Raw genomic sequence first — 16,643 nt, 5'->3', positions numbered from 1 at the left:
CAAAGAAACTAAGTATCTTCTTAAATTTGGATTTCCCTTGATTGACATCTACACTTTCATGGATATCAGATAGGGATTTATGATGAGATTCGTCGTAATGCATAAAATACTGTAAGTGCAATATCGTCTATTGTCAGCCTTAAAGATAAAAAGCTTTATATTATTAGGCAATTAAACCGCGATATTATTAGAATTTAAATGCCAGCTGGCCAGAATTTTCCTTCGATTGGTTGCCAAACTGTATAAAATCAATGATCTCATACTGACCTAAATCAGGTTTAAACTGCCGCACATGAACGCCCTTGCACATAAAGCTCAGGTCGACAGACCGCAACTGTTCTTTTGCAATTTCAAGCTGTTCTGGTTCCAGACGTCGTCCAATCGAAATATGGGGTTCGTCGCTAATCTCGATCAAATCAAACTCCGATAAAGTTTGAACAACCTTCCGCGCCCGGTCCTTGAGATAACTGCGGGCATGTACTGTCGGTGCAATATAGAAAGCACCACCGGCAAATGACGAAAAATGATCGAAATAAACATACTGACTACGCTCATAGACCATAGTCTCCTGCAAAGCCTCAATAGCCATTGTCAGTTTACTCCCATCTGCTTCAAAAGCACATATCGTTACATGGGCTTTGGAATTGCAACTGGGATACCAGCCTTTGTTTTTGTCGGGAAACAGTTCGGCTAACGATGCACGTAATCGCCGCTTCAGGCCATCTACCAAGACAATACCAGCTTCATCAGGCTGAAAAACAAACGAATATTTATTGACACTACCCTCCATAACAAAAATCAGTTTCCGATCAGTAGGTAAGATAACAAATACCGCGGAGATAACAAAACCAAAACCTAGCAGCAGGCTAATGACAAACTACCACCCGATGCCATAGTCCTCCCCATTGTTGCTGCTGCCACCCCAAAGTGTATGGTGCTGCTGGTCGAAATAAATAGCATTTATAGGTCCACTGGTACGATCACCGAGCTGTATGCTATACCCCATTTTCTTTAATTGTTCGATAATTGCTGGTGCTGTATTTTTATCCAATAGAAGGCTACCTGAGCGCGGTTTTCGATCGTCGGTCTTCGTTCCTCCCAGCGATAACCAAAGCTGGTTACTGTTGATATTGGCCGCTTCGCTGGCTTGTTGTGGCGTCATACCAAACTCGACCATATTCAAGAAAAACTGCAATAGGTTTTGATCCTGTGTATCTCCTCCCTGCACAGCAAAAGAAAGGTAAGGTTTTCCGTTTTTCAACGCCATCGAAGGGGTGAGTGTTACACGCGGTCTTTTGCCCGGCTCGACCACATTGAACGGGTTAATCAACGAATCTAAGACAAAACTCTGCAAACGTTGGCTCATGCCCACCCCGGTATTCCCGGCAATACAGGCAGGGAGCCAACCACCACTTGGTGTGATCGAAACGACCCAACCTTCTTCATCCGCAGCTTCAACGCTTGTGGTTCCCCGCAATAAACGGTCGACATAAGCACTATCCACCGTTAAAGATGCCAAAAGAGCTGTTTTTGGCAATTCCGTTCGCGACGAACTTGAGCGTGCGTCATGTTTAGGGACAAAATCATTTTTCAGCTCCGTATGTGGCGTAAACTCTTTCTTACGCTGCTCCAGTAACGAAAGATACGGATTCTGCTTACCTTCGTAGGGATAAGGGTCTCCGGGAAGTACATTCGGGTTATTTTGCTTAAGATCAATGGTTGCGGCCCTAGTCTTAGCATAGGACTCATTCAAAAGGCCTTGAATTGGTGTCTTAGGTTTACCGTAGGGATCACCGTAATAAAAATCCCGATCGGCAAAGGCCAAGTTCATAACCTGATAGAGTGTATGGATATAGGGAGCCGAATTATAACCCATTGCCTTTAGATCAAAGTTTTTCAACAACTGCAAACTCTGTAGCATGGCCGGTCCCTGTGTCCATTCTTGTAATTTATACACGTCAACGCCCTTATAATTGACATGCAATGGTTCCTCCTCAATAGGTTTCCAATTGGCTAGGTCTGCTTTCGTGATTAAGCCTCCTTGCTCCTTACTGCCACGGACAAATTCATCTGCAATATCGCCGGTGTAAAACCGATCATAAGCAGCCATGATTGCAGCCTTTCGATCTTTACCCGCTGCAAGAGCCTGCTTTTCGGCTTCTATCAATTTGGATAGGGTCTTATGCAGATCCTGCTGTACAAAAACCTCTCCGGCTTCGGGAGCTTCCCAGGATTTACCATCATGTACTAAAAACACCTTTTTACTGTATGGCCATTCTTTAATGCGCTCTTTGCCACGTTCAATACTCGTTGCAGTTTGCGCATCAATCGGGTACCCTGCAGCCATTTCAAGAGCAGGAGCTAATACTTCTGCTAGACTTTTCGTTCCATAATGAGCCAACATATAGCACAAACCGCCGGGTGTACCCGGTGTGACAGCAGCAAGGGGACCATATTCTGGTGGAAATTCGTAGCCCTTTGATCTAAAAAAATCGACTGTCGCTCCACTGGGTGCTACCCCCAAGGCATTTATCGCAATGACCTTCTTTAGTTTCGGATGATAAATTAAGGCCTGCGTCTCTCCGCCCCAACTCAGTACATCCCACATCGTACAGGTTGCTGCGAGCATTGCACAAGCAGCGTCCACCGCATTTCCCCCTTGTTGGAATAGCTGGGCACCCGCTGTTGCCGCCAAGGGTTTGCCCGTAATAGCCATCCAATGTTTTCCATGTAAAGGTGGTTTCTGTGTACGCTGAGCGGAACTCAGCATCGGCGTACAGGTAGTGAGCAATCCAAACAGCGTCATCAGTAGCAAGGGGGATCTTCTTTTCATAGCAGCAATCTTTCGTTAAGCAATGGTTTTAGTAAAACCAAGATAGGTATTTTTAAAACAAACAAAAAACTCCCATCAACCGAGATTGATAGGAGTTTTTAAAATCTTATTTGCTATTGGTTTACCAATAAATAGAATATAATGCTGTAACCAATAGCGCTACGATCAATGCAATGACCAAAAACGCCCGGTGTGGTTTAAACATCGTGGTATCAACTTCCAATCCAGCTGGCACGACACCGCGCTTATTGTCGACTATACTGATGAGAATCATACCGATAATACAGATGATGAAGACGAATCCCATTCTATCCAAAAATGGAATTTCGTAGACTCCTGTTGTTGGATTTGGAACGGAGAAACCTGTCGATGACAAGAATGACAGATCGACCCAATCCGGCAATTTTTTGAAGATGATGGAGAAAATAAAACCACCAATTGTTGCAAACAAAGCTGCATTTGAAGTTGCTTTCTTCCAGAAGAATCCTAAAATGAACATCGCAAAAATACCTGGAGATACAAAACCCGTATATTCTTGAATATATTGGAATCCACCTTTTTTATCAATACCCAAATGTGGAGCAATCAGCACACCCAAAATCATGGCAACCACAACAGTTAGCTTGCCGATATTGACCAATTTCTTGTCCGATGCTTCTGTATTGAATACTTTTTTATAAATATCCAAGGAGAAGATTGTAGCGATACTGTTTGCTTTACCTGCCAAAGAAGCGACCACTGCAGCTGTTAGTGCTGCAAAAGACAAGCCTTTTAAACCTGCTGGCAATAAATTCAACAAAACTGGATAAGCGTGGTCAGGGTTTACCTCACCATGTTGCATCATTTCATTTTGGAACAAGCCATCTTTCCACATTACATAGGCTGCAATACCCGGCAACACAACAATGATAGGCATTAATAACTTCAGAAATGCTGCAAACAAGATACCGTTTCTCGCGGTTTTCAAATCTGCTCCAAGCGCGCGTTGCGTGATGTATTGATTACACCCCCAGTAATTCAAATTAACGATCCACATACCGCCAATCAACACAGTTAACCCCGGTAAATCGAGATAGTTCTCATTTTTACGATCCAAAATCATATGGAAGTGGTCGGAAGCTTTTTCGGTCATCAAGTGATAGCCTTCCAATACTCCTGAGCCACCATAGTGCTCTGAAACGAGATTCAAGGCTAGGTAAGTGGTAGCCAAACCACCCAATACCAAAAAGAAAACCTGAATAATATCCGTATAACCGATTACTTTCATTCCTCCCAATGTAATGATCACAGCAAAAATCGCAATGGCATACATACAGGCATCCAGACTGATACCGGAAATACTACTTACCGCAATGGCTCCCAAATAGAGGATGGATGTCAAATTAACGACAACATACAACAATAACCAGAAAACGGCCATGATCATCGCAACAGTCCCATTATATCGTTTATGGAGAAACTGTGGCATCGTAAAGATCTTGTTCTTTAAGTATACCGGGATAAAAAATACCGCAACGACAATCAGTGTAATGGCAGCCATCCACTCGTAAGTCGCAATAGCCAATCCCATCTTAAATCCGGAACCGCTCATACCGATAAATTGCTCGGCCGAAATATTGGACGCAATAAGTGAAGCTCCGATAGCCCACCAAGTCAATGACCCCTCAGCCAAAAAATAGTCTTTGGAACCTACAGATTCAGATTTTTTGCGATAATACACCCATAATCCGTAACCTGCTACAATAACAAAGTATACCAGGAAAACGATGTAATCTTTTGTGCTTAAATAATTATTCATGTATTGGTAATTGGTTTAATTTGATCGCCTAATATAGAAATATTTTTAGAACTATATATATCTATTGACCAAATTTTCTAAATACTCCTGTTTACCACTAATCGTTTTCGGCTCACCTAATTCCACTGCTAAATCCCTTAAGTTCTCCAGGGTCAATGTCCGTTCTTCAAATGACGCACCATGGCCTGTATCAAAAGAAGCATAACGATCGGCCCGTATTTTTTTGTAATCCGAGTCTTGCAAGATACGATCTGCCGTAATAAGCGCGCGCGCAAAAAGATCCATACCACCGATATGTGCATAAAACAAATCTTCAGGATCTGTCGAGTTCCGACGGATTTTGGCATCAAAATTCACACCTCCACCTTGGAATCCACCACCTTCTAAAATAATCAACATGGCTTCGGTCAATTCATTAATATCATTCGGAAATTGATCCGTATCCCATCCATTTTGATAATCACCGCGGTTAGCATCAATGGAGCCCAATTTACCTGCATCTACAGCAACCTGTAGCTCATGCTGGAACGTATGTCCGGCCAATGTCGCATGGTTTACCTCTAAATTTAATTTAAAATCTTCCAAAAGATTATACTGGCGCAGGAAGCCCAGCACGGTAGCCGCATCATAATCGTATTGATGTTTTGTAGGCTCACATGGTTTCGGCTCTATAAAGAAAGTTCCTTTAAAACCATTTTTGCGGGCATAATCCTTGGCCATGTGTAAAAACTGGGCAAGATGTTCCTGCTCACGCTTCATATTGGTATTTAAAAGGCTCATATACCCCTCTCTACCACCCCAGAACACATAATTTTCACCACCAAGAGCAATCGTTGCGTCCAAGGCTGCCTTGACCTGTGCGCCACCATGTGCAAGAACATGAAAATCTGGATTAGTTGCTGCTCCATTCATGTAGCGTTTATGGCTAAAAAGATTGGCTGTTCCCCAAAGCAATTTTATACCGCTTTCCTGTTGTTTTTCCTTCGCATAATCAACGATAGTCGACAGACGTTTTTCATTTTCAACCACATTATCCGAATAATCAACTAAGTCCACATCATGGAAGCAATAGTAGGGTATATTTATTTTACTGATAAATTCGAATGCCGCATCCATTTTATCTTTTGCCCTTGTGATTACATCGTTGCTTTCATCCCATGGAAATTGATGTGTCGGTCCGCCAAATGGATCAGATCCGTTACCATTGAAAGAATGCCAGTACGAACAGGCAAATTTAAAGTACTCTTCCATGGTTTTGCCGCCAACAATTTGTTTTGGATTATAATAACGGAAAGCCAATGGATTTGTACTGTCCTTTCCTTCGAATTGAATTTGGCCAACGCCTTTAAAAAATTCTTTTTTCCCTTTGATAATATTCATCTTATTTACTATTTATTTGTTTGTTTAATAATTCCTTCCATTGCTGATAATGCTCCTCATATTGCGCTACAAATTGAGGTTCCACTGTATACACAGGTTTCAAAGACCGAAAAGCTTCTGTAGAATCTGCATAATACCCACTTCCTATACCTGCTCCAAGAGCGGCTCCAATACTGCCATCATGATTAAAGATTTCAACTGGAACGTCAGTGGCTCCCACAAATGACTCCCTGAAAACAGCGCTCAAGAATAAATTTGCATAACCTGCACGAATCATATTTGGATGCAGATTATTTTCGCGCATGATATCCAAACCATAGCGAAAAGCATATGCAATCCCTTCCTGTATAGCACGCAGTATATCGCTTGTCTCATGCCTATTCAAATCTATCGCTGAAATTGAAGCTCCAACCGTTTGATTGTTGAGCATCCGCTCGGCACCGTTGCCAAATGGGATAACCTGCAATCCTTTGCTACCGATAGGAGATGCGCCAGCCTGGGCGTTAATCTGTTCGTAAGACAAATCGCGTCCCAACAAACGTCTACCCCAGCTATTCATAATGCCTGTTCCATTGATACAGAGCAGTACACCTGTACGGATATCATTCTCCTGATAATTCACATGAGCAAATGTATTTACACGCGATTCGCGGTCGGCGATCAGCTTGTCGCTGACGCCATAGATCACACCGGAAGTACCTGCGGTCGCAGCAACTTCACCAGGTTGAAGGACATTCAGCGAAAGTGCATTGTTAGGCTGGTCGCCGGCTTTATAATTGATGGTCACTGTACCAGAAAGCCCAAGTTCTTCAGCAACAGCGGCTTTAATTTGACCATGCGTTGAAAACACAGGTAAGATCTCAGGAATAAGATGATCATCAAAGCCATAATAATCCATAATCGTACGCGACAATACATTATCCTTGAAATCCCAGAATATCCCCTCAGATAGGGCTGAAATGGAAGTCGTCACCTGCCCCGAAAGTTTCATGGCGATGAAATCCCCCGGCAACATGATCTTATCTATTTTTTCATAAATTTCCGGCTCGTTTGCTTTTACCCAGGCCAACTTTGACGCTGTGAAATTACCCGGGGAATTCAGATGATGACTCAGATTAAAAGACCTTCCGATTTCTTCAAAAGCGATATTTCCCAATTCAACAGCCCTGCTGTCGCACCAGATAATGGCATTTCGCAGCACATGCTGATCTTTATCGACCACAACTAAGCCGTGCATCTGGTATGCAATGCCAATGGCCGAAATTGCTTTGGGGTCATACAGGCCCAGCCCGTTTGCCTTCAACAGAGCCTGTTTAAAGTAGTCCCACCAATCGAGCGGGTTCTGTTCTGCCCAATTGGGCTCCAAAGTAATTATGGGAGCTTCTACATCCGGATATTGCACCGAGCAAACCTTACGTTGTGAAGATGCCTCGACAATCGAAACTTTTACAGAAGAAGTACCTACGTCTATACCTAATAAATACATGGTAATCAATTCAAATTGGTTATAAAAAACAACATCGGCCTAATATTGCAACCGGTTGCATAAAAGTAGGGTATGTTTCTGAATTATCAAAATATTAAATAAAATTATTTACTTTGGAGCGTGAATAAAAAAACGACAATTTATGATATAGCCCGTGCGCTTGGAGTGACAGTCTCTACCGTATCGCGCGCATTGAATAATGTGCCTACGATCAGCGAGGCGACACGAAAGCTGGTGCTCGACAAAGCAAAGGAATTGAATTACAGCGTCAATAAGTTGGCCTCTTCTCTTTCCTCGGGCAAGTCCAATACCATCGGTGTCATTGTTCCTACCATGCAAATTCATTTTTTTGCAGAAGCCGTACATAGCATTGAAAAAGAGTTAAAAAAACACAACTACAGCCTATTGCTTTATCAATCGAATGAATCGTTTGAAGATGAAGTCAATGGCGTGAAGACCTTACTTGAAGCTCAGGTAGACGGCATCATTGCTTCGTTGTCGCTGGAGACGCAAGAAACCCAGCATTTTCAGGAAGTGATCAATCAGCGCAAATGCCTGGTTATTTTTGACCGTACCCATAAAGATATTCCTGCTCCTGTGGTCAAACTTGACGATTTTAGAGCCGGCTACCTTGCAACACAGCACCTGCTCGAACAGGGCTACAAAAATATTGCCTTTATCACAACGGACAAAGAAATCGCTATTTTCCAGGATCGTTTCCATGGTTTCGAAGCGGCCTTAAAAGATGCGCAGATTTCCCCACGGGAAGACTTTATCATTCGCGGCGACTTATCCATTGAAGCCGGCATCAAAGGAACTAAACAGATTCTAAAATCTGCAATCCAACCGGACGCCTTTATTGGTGGTGATGACTTTACAGCTGTCGGGATTATTCAGGCATTAAAAACTGCAAATATTGCCATTCCAGCAACAGGAGTGATCGGTTTTGCAAACCAGACCTTTTCTTCCTTTATTAGCCCTACACTGTCAAGTATTGATCAACAGGCCAACAAAATGGGGGAAGAATGTGCAAAACTCTTTCTGAAAATGGTCAAACAAAAAAATCCGTACGATGCCATCGAACAGATTGTTCTTGATCCCATATTGATAAAAAGAAAATCTACCAATAGAATAGACAAATAATCAGTACCTTTGCCTAAATTTGTTTAAATGCAAGCCCGGCAGAAATTTAGGATAATAAGCATCTGCTTATTATTCGTCATTCAGGCCCTTTTTTTAGTGGCCATCTTTGTAGAAAATACACATTCTTATATTGTATTGGCTTTTATTGGCCTATTGTCCTTACTGATCTTATACAGTTACCTTAAATCGCCCATTCATCATCACAGGCATGAATATGAATCGATTAAAATTGCTATTTGGGTACCTATAGGTGCGATTTCATCCTACTATTTCAATCAGATCTTCGGTTTGGGTCCTGTATTGGGGGCAGCGCTGACAGGTACCATAGCCTCTTTCATTCCAAATATCAACAAAAATTCGACTTATCTGCCCCACCTTCCAGCAGCAATTTATTGCGGCGCATTTGTAGGAATGTCCAATGCGCAAGTGGCTCATGGGTTCTCTTTTATTTTAGCAGCGAGTATTTTTACAGCGATCTTTCTGATTGTATCGAAAAGTTTATTAAATGGTGTCGGCGGTAAACTAGGCACATTGGCCTTTCTTGGTGTTTCACTGACTTACCTCCTTTTATATATTTTTAAGTAATATGGAAACATTCATTTTATACCTAGTTGGCATCATCGGGAGCACGGCGACATACTATGTCAACACCAAGTTTCACCAAGGGGCAGTGCGTTCATCGGCATTGCTGACCTTACTTGTTGCAGGTTTTCTACATTTCTTCCCACAAAGTGTTCCTCCTCATCTCGCACAGTACATTCCCCCTATTTTTATAGGCGCGTCATTTATAGGCATGGTCTCCAAAAACCAGTTATCAACCTATTTCGGTTTGGCTCTAGCTGGCGCTATTTTCACGACAATACTGCTCAATACCAGTAAATTTTTTACTGGTTATGGCGGAGCCCTCGGCACTTCCGCCTGCATCGCGCTGTTGGTCGTACTGAGCATTCCTTATTTTAAATCACCACGGAAAATGACCGTTGGATTTCTTCAGCTCCGCAAAACAATCTTAAAAAAACAGGGAAAAATTTCAAAAAGACGAGTAGATTTGTTTAAATAAAAAGCATAACCACATGAAACCTTTATTTCTGGTCTTTATTATCCAAACCTTCTTATTGAGCCAGCTGAGTGCTCAACAAGCAAAAATCAACATCGTAAATCAAGAACGCAACAGCAGCTACAGAGGCCTAAGTGTAGTCGATGATACAACTGTATGGGTAAGCGGAAGCAATGGTACCGTCGGGCTCAGCACCGATGCTGGAAAAAACTGGCAGTGGGTAAATCCAATTGGCTACGAAAAAACAGATTTTAGGGATATCGAAGCATTTGATGAGAACGAAGCCTTAATTATTTCGGCAGGTTCCCCGGCCATCATCTTAAGTACCCATGACGGCGGTCGAAGCTGGAAAGAAGTATTCATAGATAAGCGGCCCGAAATATTTTATGACGGTTTTGCTTTTACACCAAAAGGGATCGGTATTGCCTTTGGCGACGCCATTCAGGGGAAAATGCCACTATTAAAAAGCATCGATTTCGGAAGGTCCTGGAAAGATATATCCGCGAATATGCACTTTACAATTACTGAAGGAGAGGCCGGTTTTGCGGCCAGTGGAACCTCCATCTACTGCGATAATAAAGGGACATACTGGATTGCCACCGGTGGAACAGCAGCCAATATCTACAGCAGCAAAGATCAGGGGGACACATGGCAACGTTACAGCTGCCCCATCATTCAGGGGAAAAATAGCACCGGTCCTTTTTCCGTTGCATTTTACTCGTCGAAAACTGGTATTGTAGTCGGTGGCGATTACAAAGAGGATAAAAACAAAGACAAAAATAGCCTGTTAACCAACGATGGCGGTAAAACATGGTTTGCGGCAGAAACAGCTCCCGATGGCTTTAAGTCGGCCGTTATTTACCTTTCAAAAAAACAGCTGATCAGCACGGGAACCTCGGGTACAGACCTCTCTAATGACGGCGGAAAAAACTGGACGCCTATCGGAAAGGAAAGCTTCAATGCCGTACAAAAGGCAAAAAAAGGCCAAGCGATATTTTTAGTGGGTGATAAAGGAAAAATAGCGAATTTAGCATTATAAGCTAAATTCGCTATTTTTTGCACCTCTACACGCTATTTCTTACAACAACGGCGCACTATTTTTTGCAACACTGGAGCTAGGTTTCGCAGTGCAAAAAAACTGAGATTTACTCACTTATAAACAACTACTTGCGCGACAAACGCGATTCTTCCAAATCCAGGGAATACTCGATCTCTTTAATAACATCACTGTCAAAGGCCTTGCTTTCCTTGATCTTGTACAGGCCGTCACGACGTAGCGCCAAAAGTTCCAACATAATTTTATTATAGAGCCCCCTTACTGCAGAAAGCTGCGCACGTGTATCCTCCTCTTTCGCTCGTTCGGATGCATTTACACTCCGGATGATCTGCTCTTTAACACGGGCAATTGTCTCATGCTCCAGCATTTCCTTTGCGTAATGTTTATCCAGATACGCAATAGATTCTTTACCAAGACGTACCCGAATCTCATCGATTTGCTCCTCCATTGAAGCTTGCTCATCGACCTCTTCAATTTTTATCAATTTAATCAACAAAGGCAATGTAAGCCCCTGAAAAACAAGCGTCACTAAAATCACCACAAATGTAATGAACAAAATCAGATTTCGGTGTGGGAAGGCCGTTCCATCATATAAAGTCAATGGTATTGCTAATGCTGATGCCAAAGAAACCACTCCGCGCATACCGGCCCAACCAACGACCAGGGGTAATTTCCACCCTGGACTCTTTTCCTTGATGCGGACCCGTTTGAATAATATCCTGGGAACAAAAGCCGAAAGATAAACGGCGATTAATCGCAAAACAATAACAATTACACAAATCGCCAATGCATAATCAATAGCTTCCTCCATGGAGTATTCCCCCAAACCATTGATGATCACCGGGAGTTCAAGTCCAATGAGGATAAAGACAAATCCATTTAAGAGAAAACCCACTGTCGCCCACACTTCTTTGGTTTGGATCCGTGTATGATAGTTGAGGTAATCCCCTGCCCGGAAGGAAAGAAACAATCCGCCACTAACCACGGCCAAGACCCCCGACCACTCAAAATGCTCCGCAACAATATACATCAGGTAAGGTGCAATAAGGGTTATGGGTGTTGAAATACTCGACGACTTAGCAACATAACGTAGGAATATATAGAGGATGTGACCGATGACCAGACCAACGACAACACCCATGACCGATAACATCAGAAACTGCGTCGTCGCATTGCTCATCACAAACTGGCCAGTAAGAATCGCAATGGATGCAAATCTAAATACCGTCAATGAGGCTGCATCATTCACCAGGCTTTCCCCTTCCAATATCGCAATTCCACGTTTAGGAATGCTTACTCCTTTCAGGACAGAACTAGCAGCCACGGCATCTGGAGGAGAGATAATCCCACCCAGTAAAAAGCCCAGCGCCAAGGTAAATCCCGGAATAATACTGACCGAAAAGTAGGCAATCGCCAGCGATGTGAAGAAGACCAAACCAAAGCCCATGATAAAAATAGACCGTCGCCACTTTAGAAAATTCCCCCAATTGGTATACCAGGCTGCTTCAAAAAGTAAGGGTGGCAAAAATACCATAAACACGATATCAGGATCAACACTTATGACAGGTGCCCCGGGGATCAACGAGATCACAAGTCCGCCAACAACCAACAGAATGGGGTAAGAGATCTTGAGGCGTTGACTCAGCACAAATAACATGGCCATAAAGAAAAACAGCACCATCACCAATAACAGGTTACTGTGAATTTTCTGACCTGCCTTTCCACCTACGGCCGCTTTCACATCCGCATAAGGTGCCGACATGGACATGCTGTATTGACGAAGCTTCCATTCATTATCCTGCTTACTTAATACGCCCACGCCACGAAAGGACTTGGTATTGATCTTAAACGTTTCATCAAACCAGGCCGTCGTGCTATCGGCATTAAAGCTGATATGCCGCTTGTCATAGGTGTAAGTCCAGGCATTTTTGGGATTGAAATATTGATCGCTGAACTTCTCTGCATGGGCTTTATCCCACCTTTCATCATGATCAGTACCCAAAATAACTCCATCTGAAGCAATAACATTCAAAAATGGACCATACTTTACCTCACCCGAAGTTTTGTGCCAACGATCCAGTAGCCCATTGATTTCGTCCATAGGCTGCTGGGCACTTGTCGGAAAGACAAATAAAATTAAACTAAGAAAACAATACGTACCTAAAATGATCTTTCTAATCATACATTATAAAACTTCGTAATAGCTAAGACAATCCTCTTCCGATGAGATCAGTCTTAAAACAAAAAGCTGCATAGGCAGCTTTTTATCTTTATTTAATTATTTCTTCAATTTCGCGGATAATCTTCTGCGCGATCTGCTCAGCAGCTTCAGGCGTAGGTCCCTCCGAGTAAATCCGAATAATCGGTTCGGTATTCGATTTACGTAAATGAACCCATTCATTTTCAAAGTCTATTTTCAATCCATCGATTGTTGAATGGTCTTCATTTTTATATTTTTCCTCCATTTTGGCCAATAAGTTGTCAATGTCCAATTCCGGAGTCAGTGTAATCTTGTTTTTTGACATAAAGTACTGCGGTAAAGAGGCGCGGTATTCGGAGGCTTTTTTACCAAGTTTAGCCAGATGTGTCAAGAAGATCGCTACCCCTACCAGTGCATCACGGCCATAGTGAGATGCAGGATAGATAACACCGCCATTTCCTTCTCCGCCAATTACCGCATCCACTTCCTTCATCTTTGTAACCACGTTGACTTCACCAACAGCAGCGGCATAATATTCGCCACCATGTGCTTTAGTCACATCACGCAGTGCGCGTGTAGAAGATAAATTAGAAACTGTATTTCCTTTTTTATGCTGCAATAAATAATCTGCTACTGCCACTAAGGTATATTCTTCACCAAATAGCTCACCATCCTCCATCATAAAGACCAATCGATCTACATCTGGATCTACAGCAATCCCTAAATCAGCTTTGTTTTCAATAACCGCAGCTGATAGATCTGTCAAATTCTCTTTTAATGGTTCGGGATTATGCGGAAACTGACCATTCGGCTCACAATGGATTTTATAGATTGTCTGCACACCAAGCGCATCCAATAAGGCAGGTATAAATGTACCACCTGTACTGTTTACGGCATCCAAAGCAACTTTAAAATTAGCGGCTTTAATAGCTTCCTTATCAACATATTCCAACGCTAATACAGCGTCTACATGTTTCTGAAAATATGAATAGTCTTTATGAACCTGTCCTAATGCTTCAACTTCGGAAAAATCAAAGTCTAAGGATTCACCAAGGGCCAATACCTCTTGCCCTTCGGCATCTGAAATAAATTCGCCCTTTGCATTCAGTAACTTTAGTGCATTCCATTGACCTGGATTGTGTGAAGCAGTCAAAATAATACCACCAGCAGCTTTTTCCATAGGTACAGCGATCTCTACCGTTGGCGTTGTTGAAAGACCTAAATCAACCACATTAACACCGATGCTTTGCAAGGTACCAATCACCAAATTACTTACCATCTCACCAGAAACACGCGCATCTCTTCCAACAACAATTTTTTTGATACCACTCTGCTTAACAATTATTTTGCCATAAGCAGCTGTAAACTTAACGATATCTATTGGGGTAAGTGCCTCTCCAGCACGCCCGCCTATCGTACCTCGAATTCCTGATATTGATTTAATTAAAGTCATTTCTTTTGAATTGATTAACGTGTAAATTTAGCACAATGGCAATAAAATATCGAATTAAAATTATAATTAATGAATATTTAACGTATATTTGTTGCAACAAAGTTGTTTTTAAAAGAAACAACCGTTTGCAATGAAATTATTTTTACTTTTGAAAAGTGAGTTTTTAAAGTTTGGGAATTTCATTGTCATCAGCAACATTTATGATTCAACAATTAGTACACATCGATCAAGAGATTTTTCTGGCCATTAATCAGGGCTTGAGTAACCCCGTGTTTGATTGGTTATTGCCTATACTACGCAATCCATATACCTGGGCCCCCTTGTATTTATTTCTGATCATATTTTTCATAAAGACCTATGGAAAAACGGGAATTCTAATTGTTGCCATGACCTTGGTTACCTTCGGAATTTCCGATGGTATATCATCTCATTTGATCAAAAAGACTGTAAAAAGGATTAGACCATGTAACGACGTGGAGTTTAAAGAAAATGTCAACATCCGGGTGCGATGCGGCTCCGGCTTTAGCTTTACCTCCTCTCATGCGGCCAATCATTTTTCCCTTGCTTTTTTCTGGATTGTACTTTTCCGGAGAAGATGGAAACATGTGCTTTGGCTTTGTATTACCTGGGCAACCCTAATTTCAGTCTCTCAAATTTATGTTGGTGTCCATTACCCGTTTGATGTCCTCTGTGGTTCAGCCTTAGGTATCCTGGTTGGATTGGCAACAGGCTACTTATTCAAACGGTTTGTGCCTAGCTTTTTTAAAACTGAACACGTATAATGAATTCAATTTTATTGATTTTAATTTTATTCATACCTGCATTTGCAAGTGGAATTGCTGTATTTTTTGTACAAAAGAAAGGAACCAGTTTCCTTAAACTCATCCTTTCTTTCAGTGGAGCCTATTTATTCTCTATTACGGTACTGCACCTCATTCCGCATGTCTATCAGTCTAACAATACTTCACCTGAGGTATTGGGTATTTATGTGCTTGCTGGATTTCTTTTCCAGCTCTTTCTTGAACAGTTCTCCCAAGGGATCGAGCATGGCCATATCCATACCGACAATGATCACGACCACCACAATCATCGTTTTCCAATAGGTATTATGTTCAGTCTATGTCTTCATGCTTTCCTTGAAGGCATGCCACTCGCGGCAACACATCAGACTGAACTTGCACTAGGCATATCCATCCACCACATTCCGGCGGCATTTGCATTGGGAAGTATTCTAATAAGCACGCATTTAAAGAAAAACACCATCCTCATTACACTAGCTTTATTTGCAGCAATGACCCCTTTTGGCTTTTTGCTGAGCAAAGCCATCAGTGCAGGTGAAGTAGGCAATATCCAGCAATATTTTGATAAAATCATGGCCGTGGTTATTGGTATCTTCTTGCACATATCGACAACGATACTTTTTGAATCGGGCTCAATTGACCATCATAAATTCAATAAAAAGAAAATGATTGCTGTGATAGCCGGTGTTGCTATTGCACTCGGAAGTTTCTTATTTGTCGGAGAACATGATCATGGGCACGATCAGCATCAACAACCGCATGATCATGAACATCATGACCATGCGCATTAATTTCTTTAGCCGCGAAGTTTATCCAACAGTGCACTTAAAGTCATTGCCTCTTCTTCGCTAATTCGATCGGGTAAAAGATCCTTCATCAACATATCCTCATCTAAACTCTTAAGAATCTCGAGGCCCTTCTCAGTGATAACCAAATCCACTGCCCTTTTATCACCACCCGATTGACAACGTGAAACCAATTCTTTGGAAACCATGCGATCAATCATACGCGAAATATCTGGTGTAGTACTCAACATTCTTGATTTAATCAGATTATTGGTTGCAGGCTTGGGATATTGGCCCCTCAATATGCGCAAGACATTAAACTGTTTCAAAGTGATTCCTTCTTTGGCAGCACGCTGTTCAAGCTCATTGTTAATCCAATTGTACGTGTAAAGAATATTTACCGTACAACGATGCCATTCATTGCTGAATTTACTTACTTTGATTTCGTCCTCAATCTTCATTCTGGTTGATAATTAATCGTTCTGAATAGTAAAGATAGCTGTTTTTTACTAAATACATAACTATGACATTAGAATCATTCTAAATGGTAGAAATTCTGTATATTTGAAGAATTCAAAAAAACAGGCAGATGCGTAATAGAACTAGCTTAGATAAGCTAAAAAAAGGGGAAAAAGCGGTAATTATAGATTT

The 16,643-nt window shown here is 41.9% G+C and carries 14 protein-coding genes; 6 read left to right on the top strand and 8 right to left on the bottom strand.

Annotation, left to right across the window (positions count from 1 at the left end):
- Positions 1–187: 187 nt before the first annotated feature.
- The 5 genes from B2X72_RS11915 to B2X72_RS11895 all read right to left on the bottom strand — a co-directional run bounded on the left by B2X72_RS11915 (position 188) and on the right by B2X72_RS11895 (position 7,497).
- The gene (locus tag B2X72_RS11915) at positions 188–790 is read right to left on the bottom strand and encodes a 2'-5' RNA ligase family protein (RefSeq protein ID WP_159731700.1); all 603 of its coding nucleotides are present in this window, start codon (positions 788–790) and stop codon (positions 188–190) included.
- An 87-nt stretch (positions 791–877) separates the two neighbouring features.
- A complete protein-coding gene (locus tag B2X72_RS11910) occupies positions 878–2,833 on the bottom strand; it encodes a gamma-glutamyltransferase family protein (RefSeq protein ID WP_198385975.1) in 1,956 nt (651 codons plus the stop codon).
- A gap of 121 nt (positions 2,834–2,954) precedes the next feature.
- A complete protein-coding gene (locus B2X72_RS11905) occupies positions 2,955–4,631 on the bottom strand; it encodes a sodium/sugar symporter (RefSeq protein WP_088162628.1) in 1,677 nt (558 codons plus the stop codon).
- Between the two features lie 51 nt (positions 4,632–4,682).
- Complete coding sequence (xylA, locus tag B2X72_RS11900; protein WP_075993907.1) at positions 4,683–6,011, bottom strand: xylose isomerase; 1,329 nt, start codon at positions 6,009–6,011, stop codon at positions 4,683–4,685.
- Position 6,012: 1 nt separating this feature from the next.
- The gene (locus B2X72_RS11895) at positions 6,013–7,497 is read right to left on the bottom strand and encodes a xylulokinase (RefSeq protein WP_088162629.1); all 1,485 of its coding nucleotides are present in this window, start codon (positions 7,495–7,497) and stop codon (positions 6,013–6,015) included.
- A 120-nt stretch (positions 7,498–7,617) separates the two neighbouring features.
- Here B2X72_RS11895 and B2X72_RS11890 point away from each other — a divergent pair, with 120 nt between their 5' ends.
- From B2X72_RS11890 to B2X72_RS11875, 4 genes are all read left to right on the top strand, one after another.
- Positions 7,618–8,640, top strand: coding sequence for a LacI family DNA-binding transcriptional regulator (locus B2X72_RS11890; protein WP_075993908.1), 1,023 nt, complete (start codon positions 7,618–7,620; stop codon positions 8,638–8,640).
- 96 nt (positions 8,641–8,736) lie between these two features.
- Positions 8,737–9,225, top strand: a complete 489-nt coding sequence (locus B2X72_RS11885; protein ID WP_232475594.1) for a hypothetical protein — start codon at positions 8,737–8,739, stop codon at positions 9,223–9,225.
- Position 9,226: 1 nt separating this feature from the next.
- Complete coding sequence (locus B2X72_RS11880; protein ID WP_075993910.1) at positions 9,227–9,700, top strand: hypothetical protein; 474 nt, start codon at positions 9,227–9,229, stop codon at positions 9,698–9,700.
- Positions 9,701–9,713: 13 nt separating this feature from the next.
- Positions 9,714–10,736: a WD40/YVTN/BNR-like repeat-containing protein gene (locus B2X72_RS11875; RefSeq protein ID WP_088162630.1), complete on the top strand. Its 1,023-nt coding sequence runs from the start codon at positions 9,714–9,716 to the stop codon at positions 10,734–10,736.
- A gap of 124 nt (positions 10,737–10,860) precedes the next feature.
- On the opposite strand, the gene B2X72_RS11870 is transcribed toward B2X72_RS11875, so the two are convergent.
- Both B2X72_RS11870 and glmM read right to left on the bottom strand, forming a co-directional pair.
- Positions 10,861–12,936: a Na+/H+ antiporter gene (locus tag B2X72_RS11870; RefSeq protein WP_145329712.1), complete on the bottom strand. Its 2,076-nt coding sequence runs from the start codon at positions 12,934–12,936 to the stop codon at positions 10,861–10,863.
- 88 nt (positions 12,937–13,024) lie between these two features.
- Positions 13,025–14,407 carry a phosphoglucosamine mutase gene (gene glmM, locus B2X72_RS11865; RefSeq protein WP_286849695.1) on the bottom strand — a complete coding sequence of 461 codons (1,383 nt, stop codon included), beginning with the start codon at positions 14,405–14,407 and terminating at the stop codon, positions 13,025–13,027.
- Between the two features lie 200 nt (positions 14,408–14,607).
- Between glmM and B2X72_RS11860 the strand changes: the two genes are divergently transcribed.
- The gene (locus B2X72_RS11860; RefSeq protein WP_075993913.1) at positions 14,608–15,189 is read left to right on the top strand and encodes a phosphatase PAP2 family protein; all 582 of its coding nucleotides are present in this window, start codon (positions 14,608–14,610) and stop codon (positions 15,187–15,189) included.
- Positions 15,189–15,998, top strand: a complete 810-nt coding sequence (locus B2X72_RS11855; RefSeq protein WP_075993914.1) for a ZIP family metal transporter — start codon at positions 15,189–15,191, stop codon at positions 15,996–15,998. Before B2X72_RS11860 ends, B2X72_RS11855 begins: the two co-directional genes overlap by 1 nt.
- Before the next feature lie 5 nt (positions 15,999–16,003).
- Here B2X72_RS11855 and B2X72_RS11850 read toward each other — a convergent pair whose 3' ends face one another.
- A complete protein-coding gene (locus B2X72_RS11850; protein ID WP_075993915.1) occupies positions 16,004–16,453 on the bottom strand; it encodes a MarR family winged helix-turn-helix transcriptional regulator in 450 nt (149 codons plus the stop codon).
- Between the last annotated feature and the right edge of the window lie 190 nt (positions 16,454–16,643).

The sequence above is a fragment of the Sphingobacterium sp. UBA7253 genome, from assembly GCF_002472745.1.
Lineage (GTDB): Bacteria > Bacteroidota > Bacteroidia > Sphingobacteriales > Sphingobacteriaceae > Sphingobacterium > Sphingobacterium siyangense.
Note: the sequence above shows the minus strand (reverse complement) of the source record. Positions and strands in the feature narration are given on the sequence as shown.

What these genes read in the sequence shown, in the direction of transcription:
- B2X72_RS11850 (WP_075993915.1), bottom strand. Translation starts at nt 16,453, where the DNA reads ATGAAGATTGAGGACGAAATCAAAGTAAGTAAATTCAGCAATGAATGG.
- B2X72_RS11905 (WP_088162628.1), bottom strand. Translation starts at nt 4,631, where the DNA reads ATGAATAATTATTTAAGCACAAAAGATTACATCGTTTTCCTGGTATAC.
- B2X72_RS11910 (WP_198385975.1), bottom strand. Translation starts at nt 2,833, where the DNA reads ATGAAAAGAAGATCCCCCTTGCTACTGATGACGCTGTTTGGATTGCTC.
- B2X72_RS11855 (WP_075993914.1), top strand. Translation starts at nt 15,189, where the DNA reads ATGAATTCAATTTTATTGATTTTAATTTTATTCATACCTGCATTTGCA.
- B2X72_RS11895 (WP_088162629.1), bottom strand. Translation starts at nt 7,497, where the DNA reads ATGTATTTATTAGGTATAGACGTAGGTACTTCTTCTGTAAAAGTTTCG.
- B2X72_RS11860 (WP_075993913.1), top strand. Translation starts at nt 14,608, where the DNA reads ATGATTCAACAATTAGTACACATCGATCAAGAGATTTTTCTGGCCATT.
- glmM (WP_286849695.1), bottom strand. Translation starts at nt 14,407, where the DNA reads ATGACTTTAATTAAATCAATATCAGGAATTCGAGGTACGATAGGCGGG.
- B2X72_RS11870 (WP_145329712.1), bottom strand. Translation starts at nt 12,936, where the DNA reads ATGATTAGAAAGATCATTTTAGGTACGTATTGTTTTCTTAGTTTAATT.
- xylA (WP_075993907.1), bottom strand. Translation starts at nt 6,011, where the DNA reads ATGAATATTATCAAAGGGAAAAAAGAATTTTTTAAAGGCGTTGGCCAA.
- B2X72_RS11875 (WP_088162630.1), top strand. Translation starts at nt 9,714, where the DNA reads ATGAAACCTTTATTTCTGGTCTTTATTATCCAAACCTTCTTATTGAGC.
- B2X72_RS11880 (WP_075993910.1), top strand. Translation starts at nt 9,227, where the DNA reads ATGGAAACATTCATTTTATACCTAGTTGGCATCATCGGGAGCACGGCG.
- B2X72_RS11915 (WP_159731700.1), bottom strand. Translation starts at nt 790, where the DNA reads ATGGAGGGTAGTGTCAATAAATATTCGTTTGTTTTTCAGCCTGATGAA.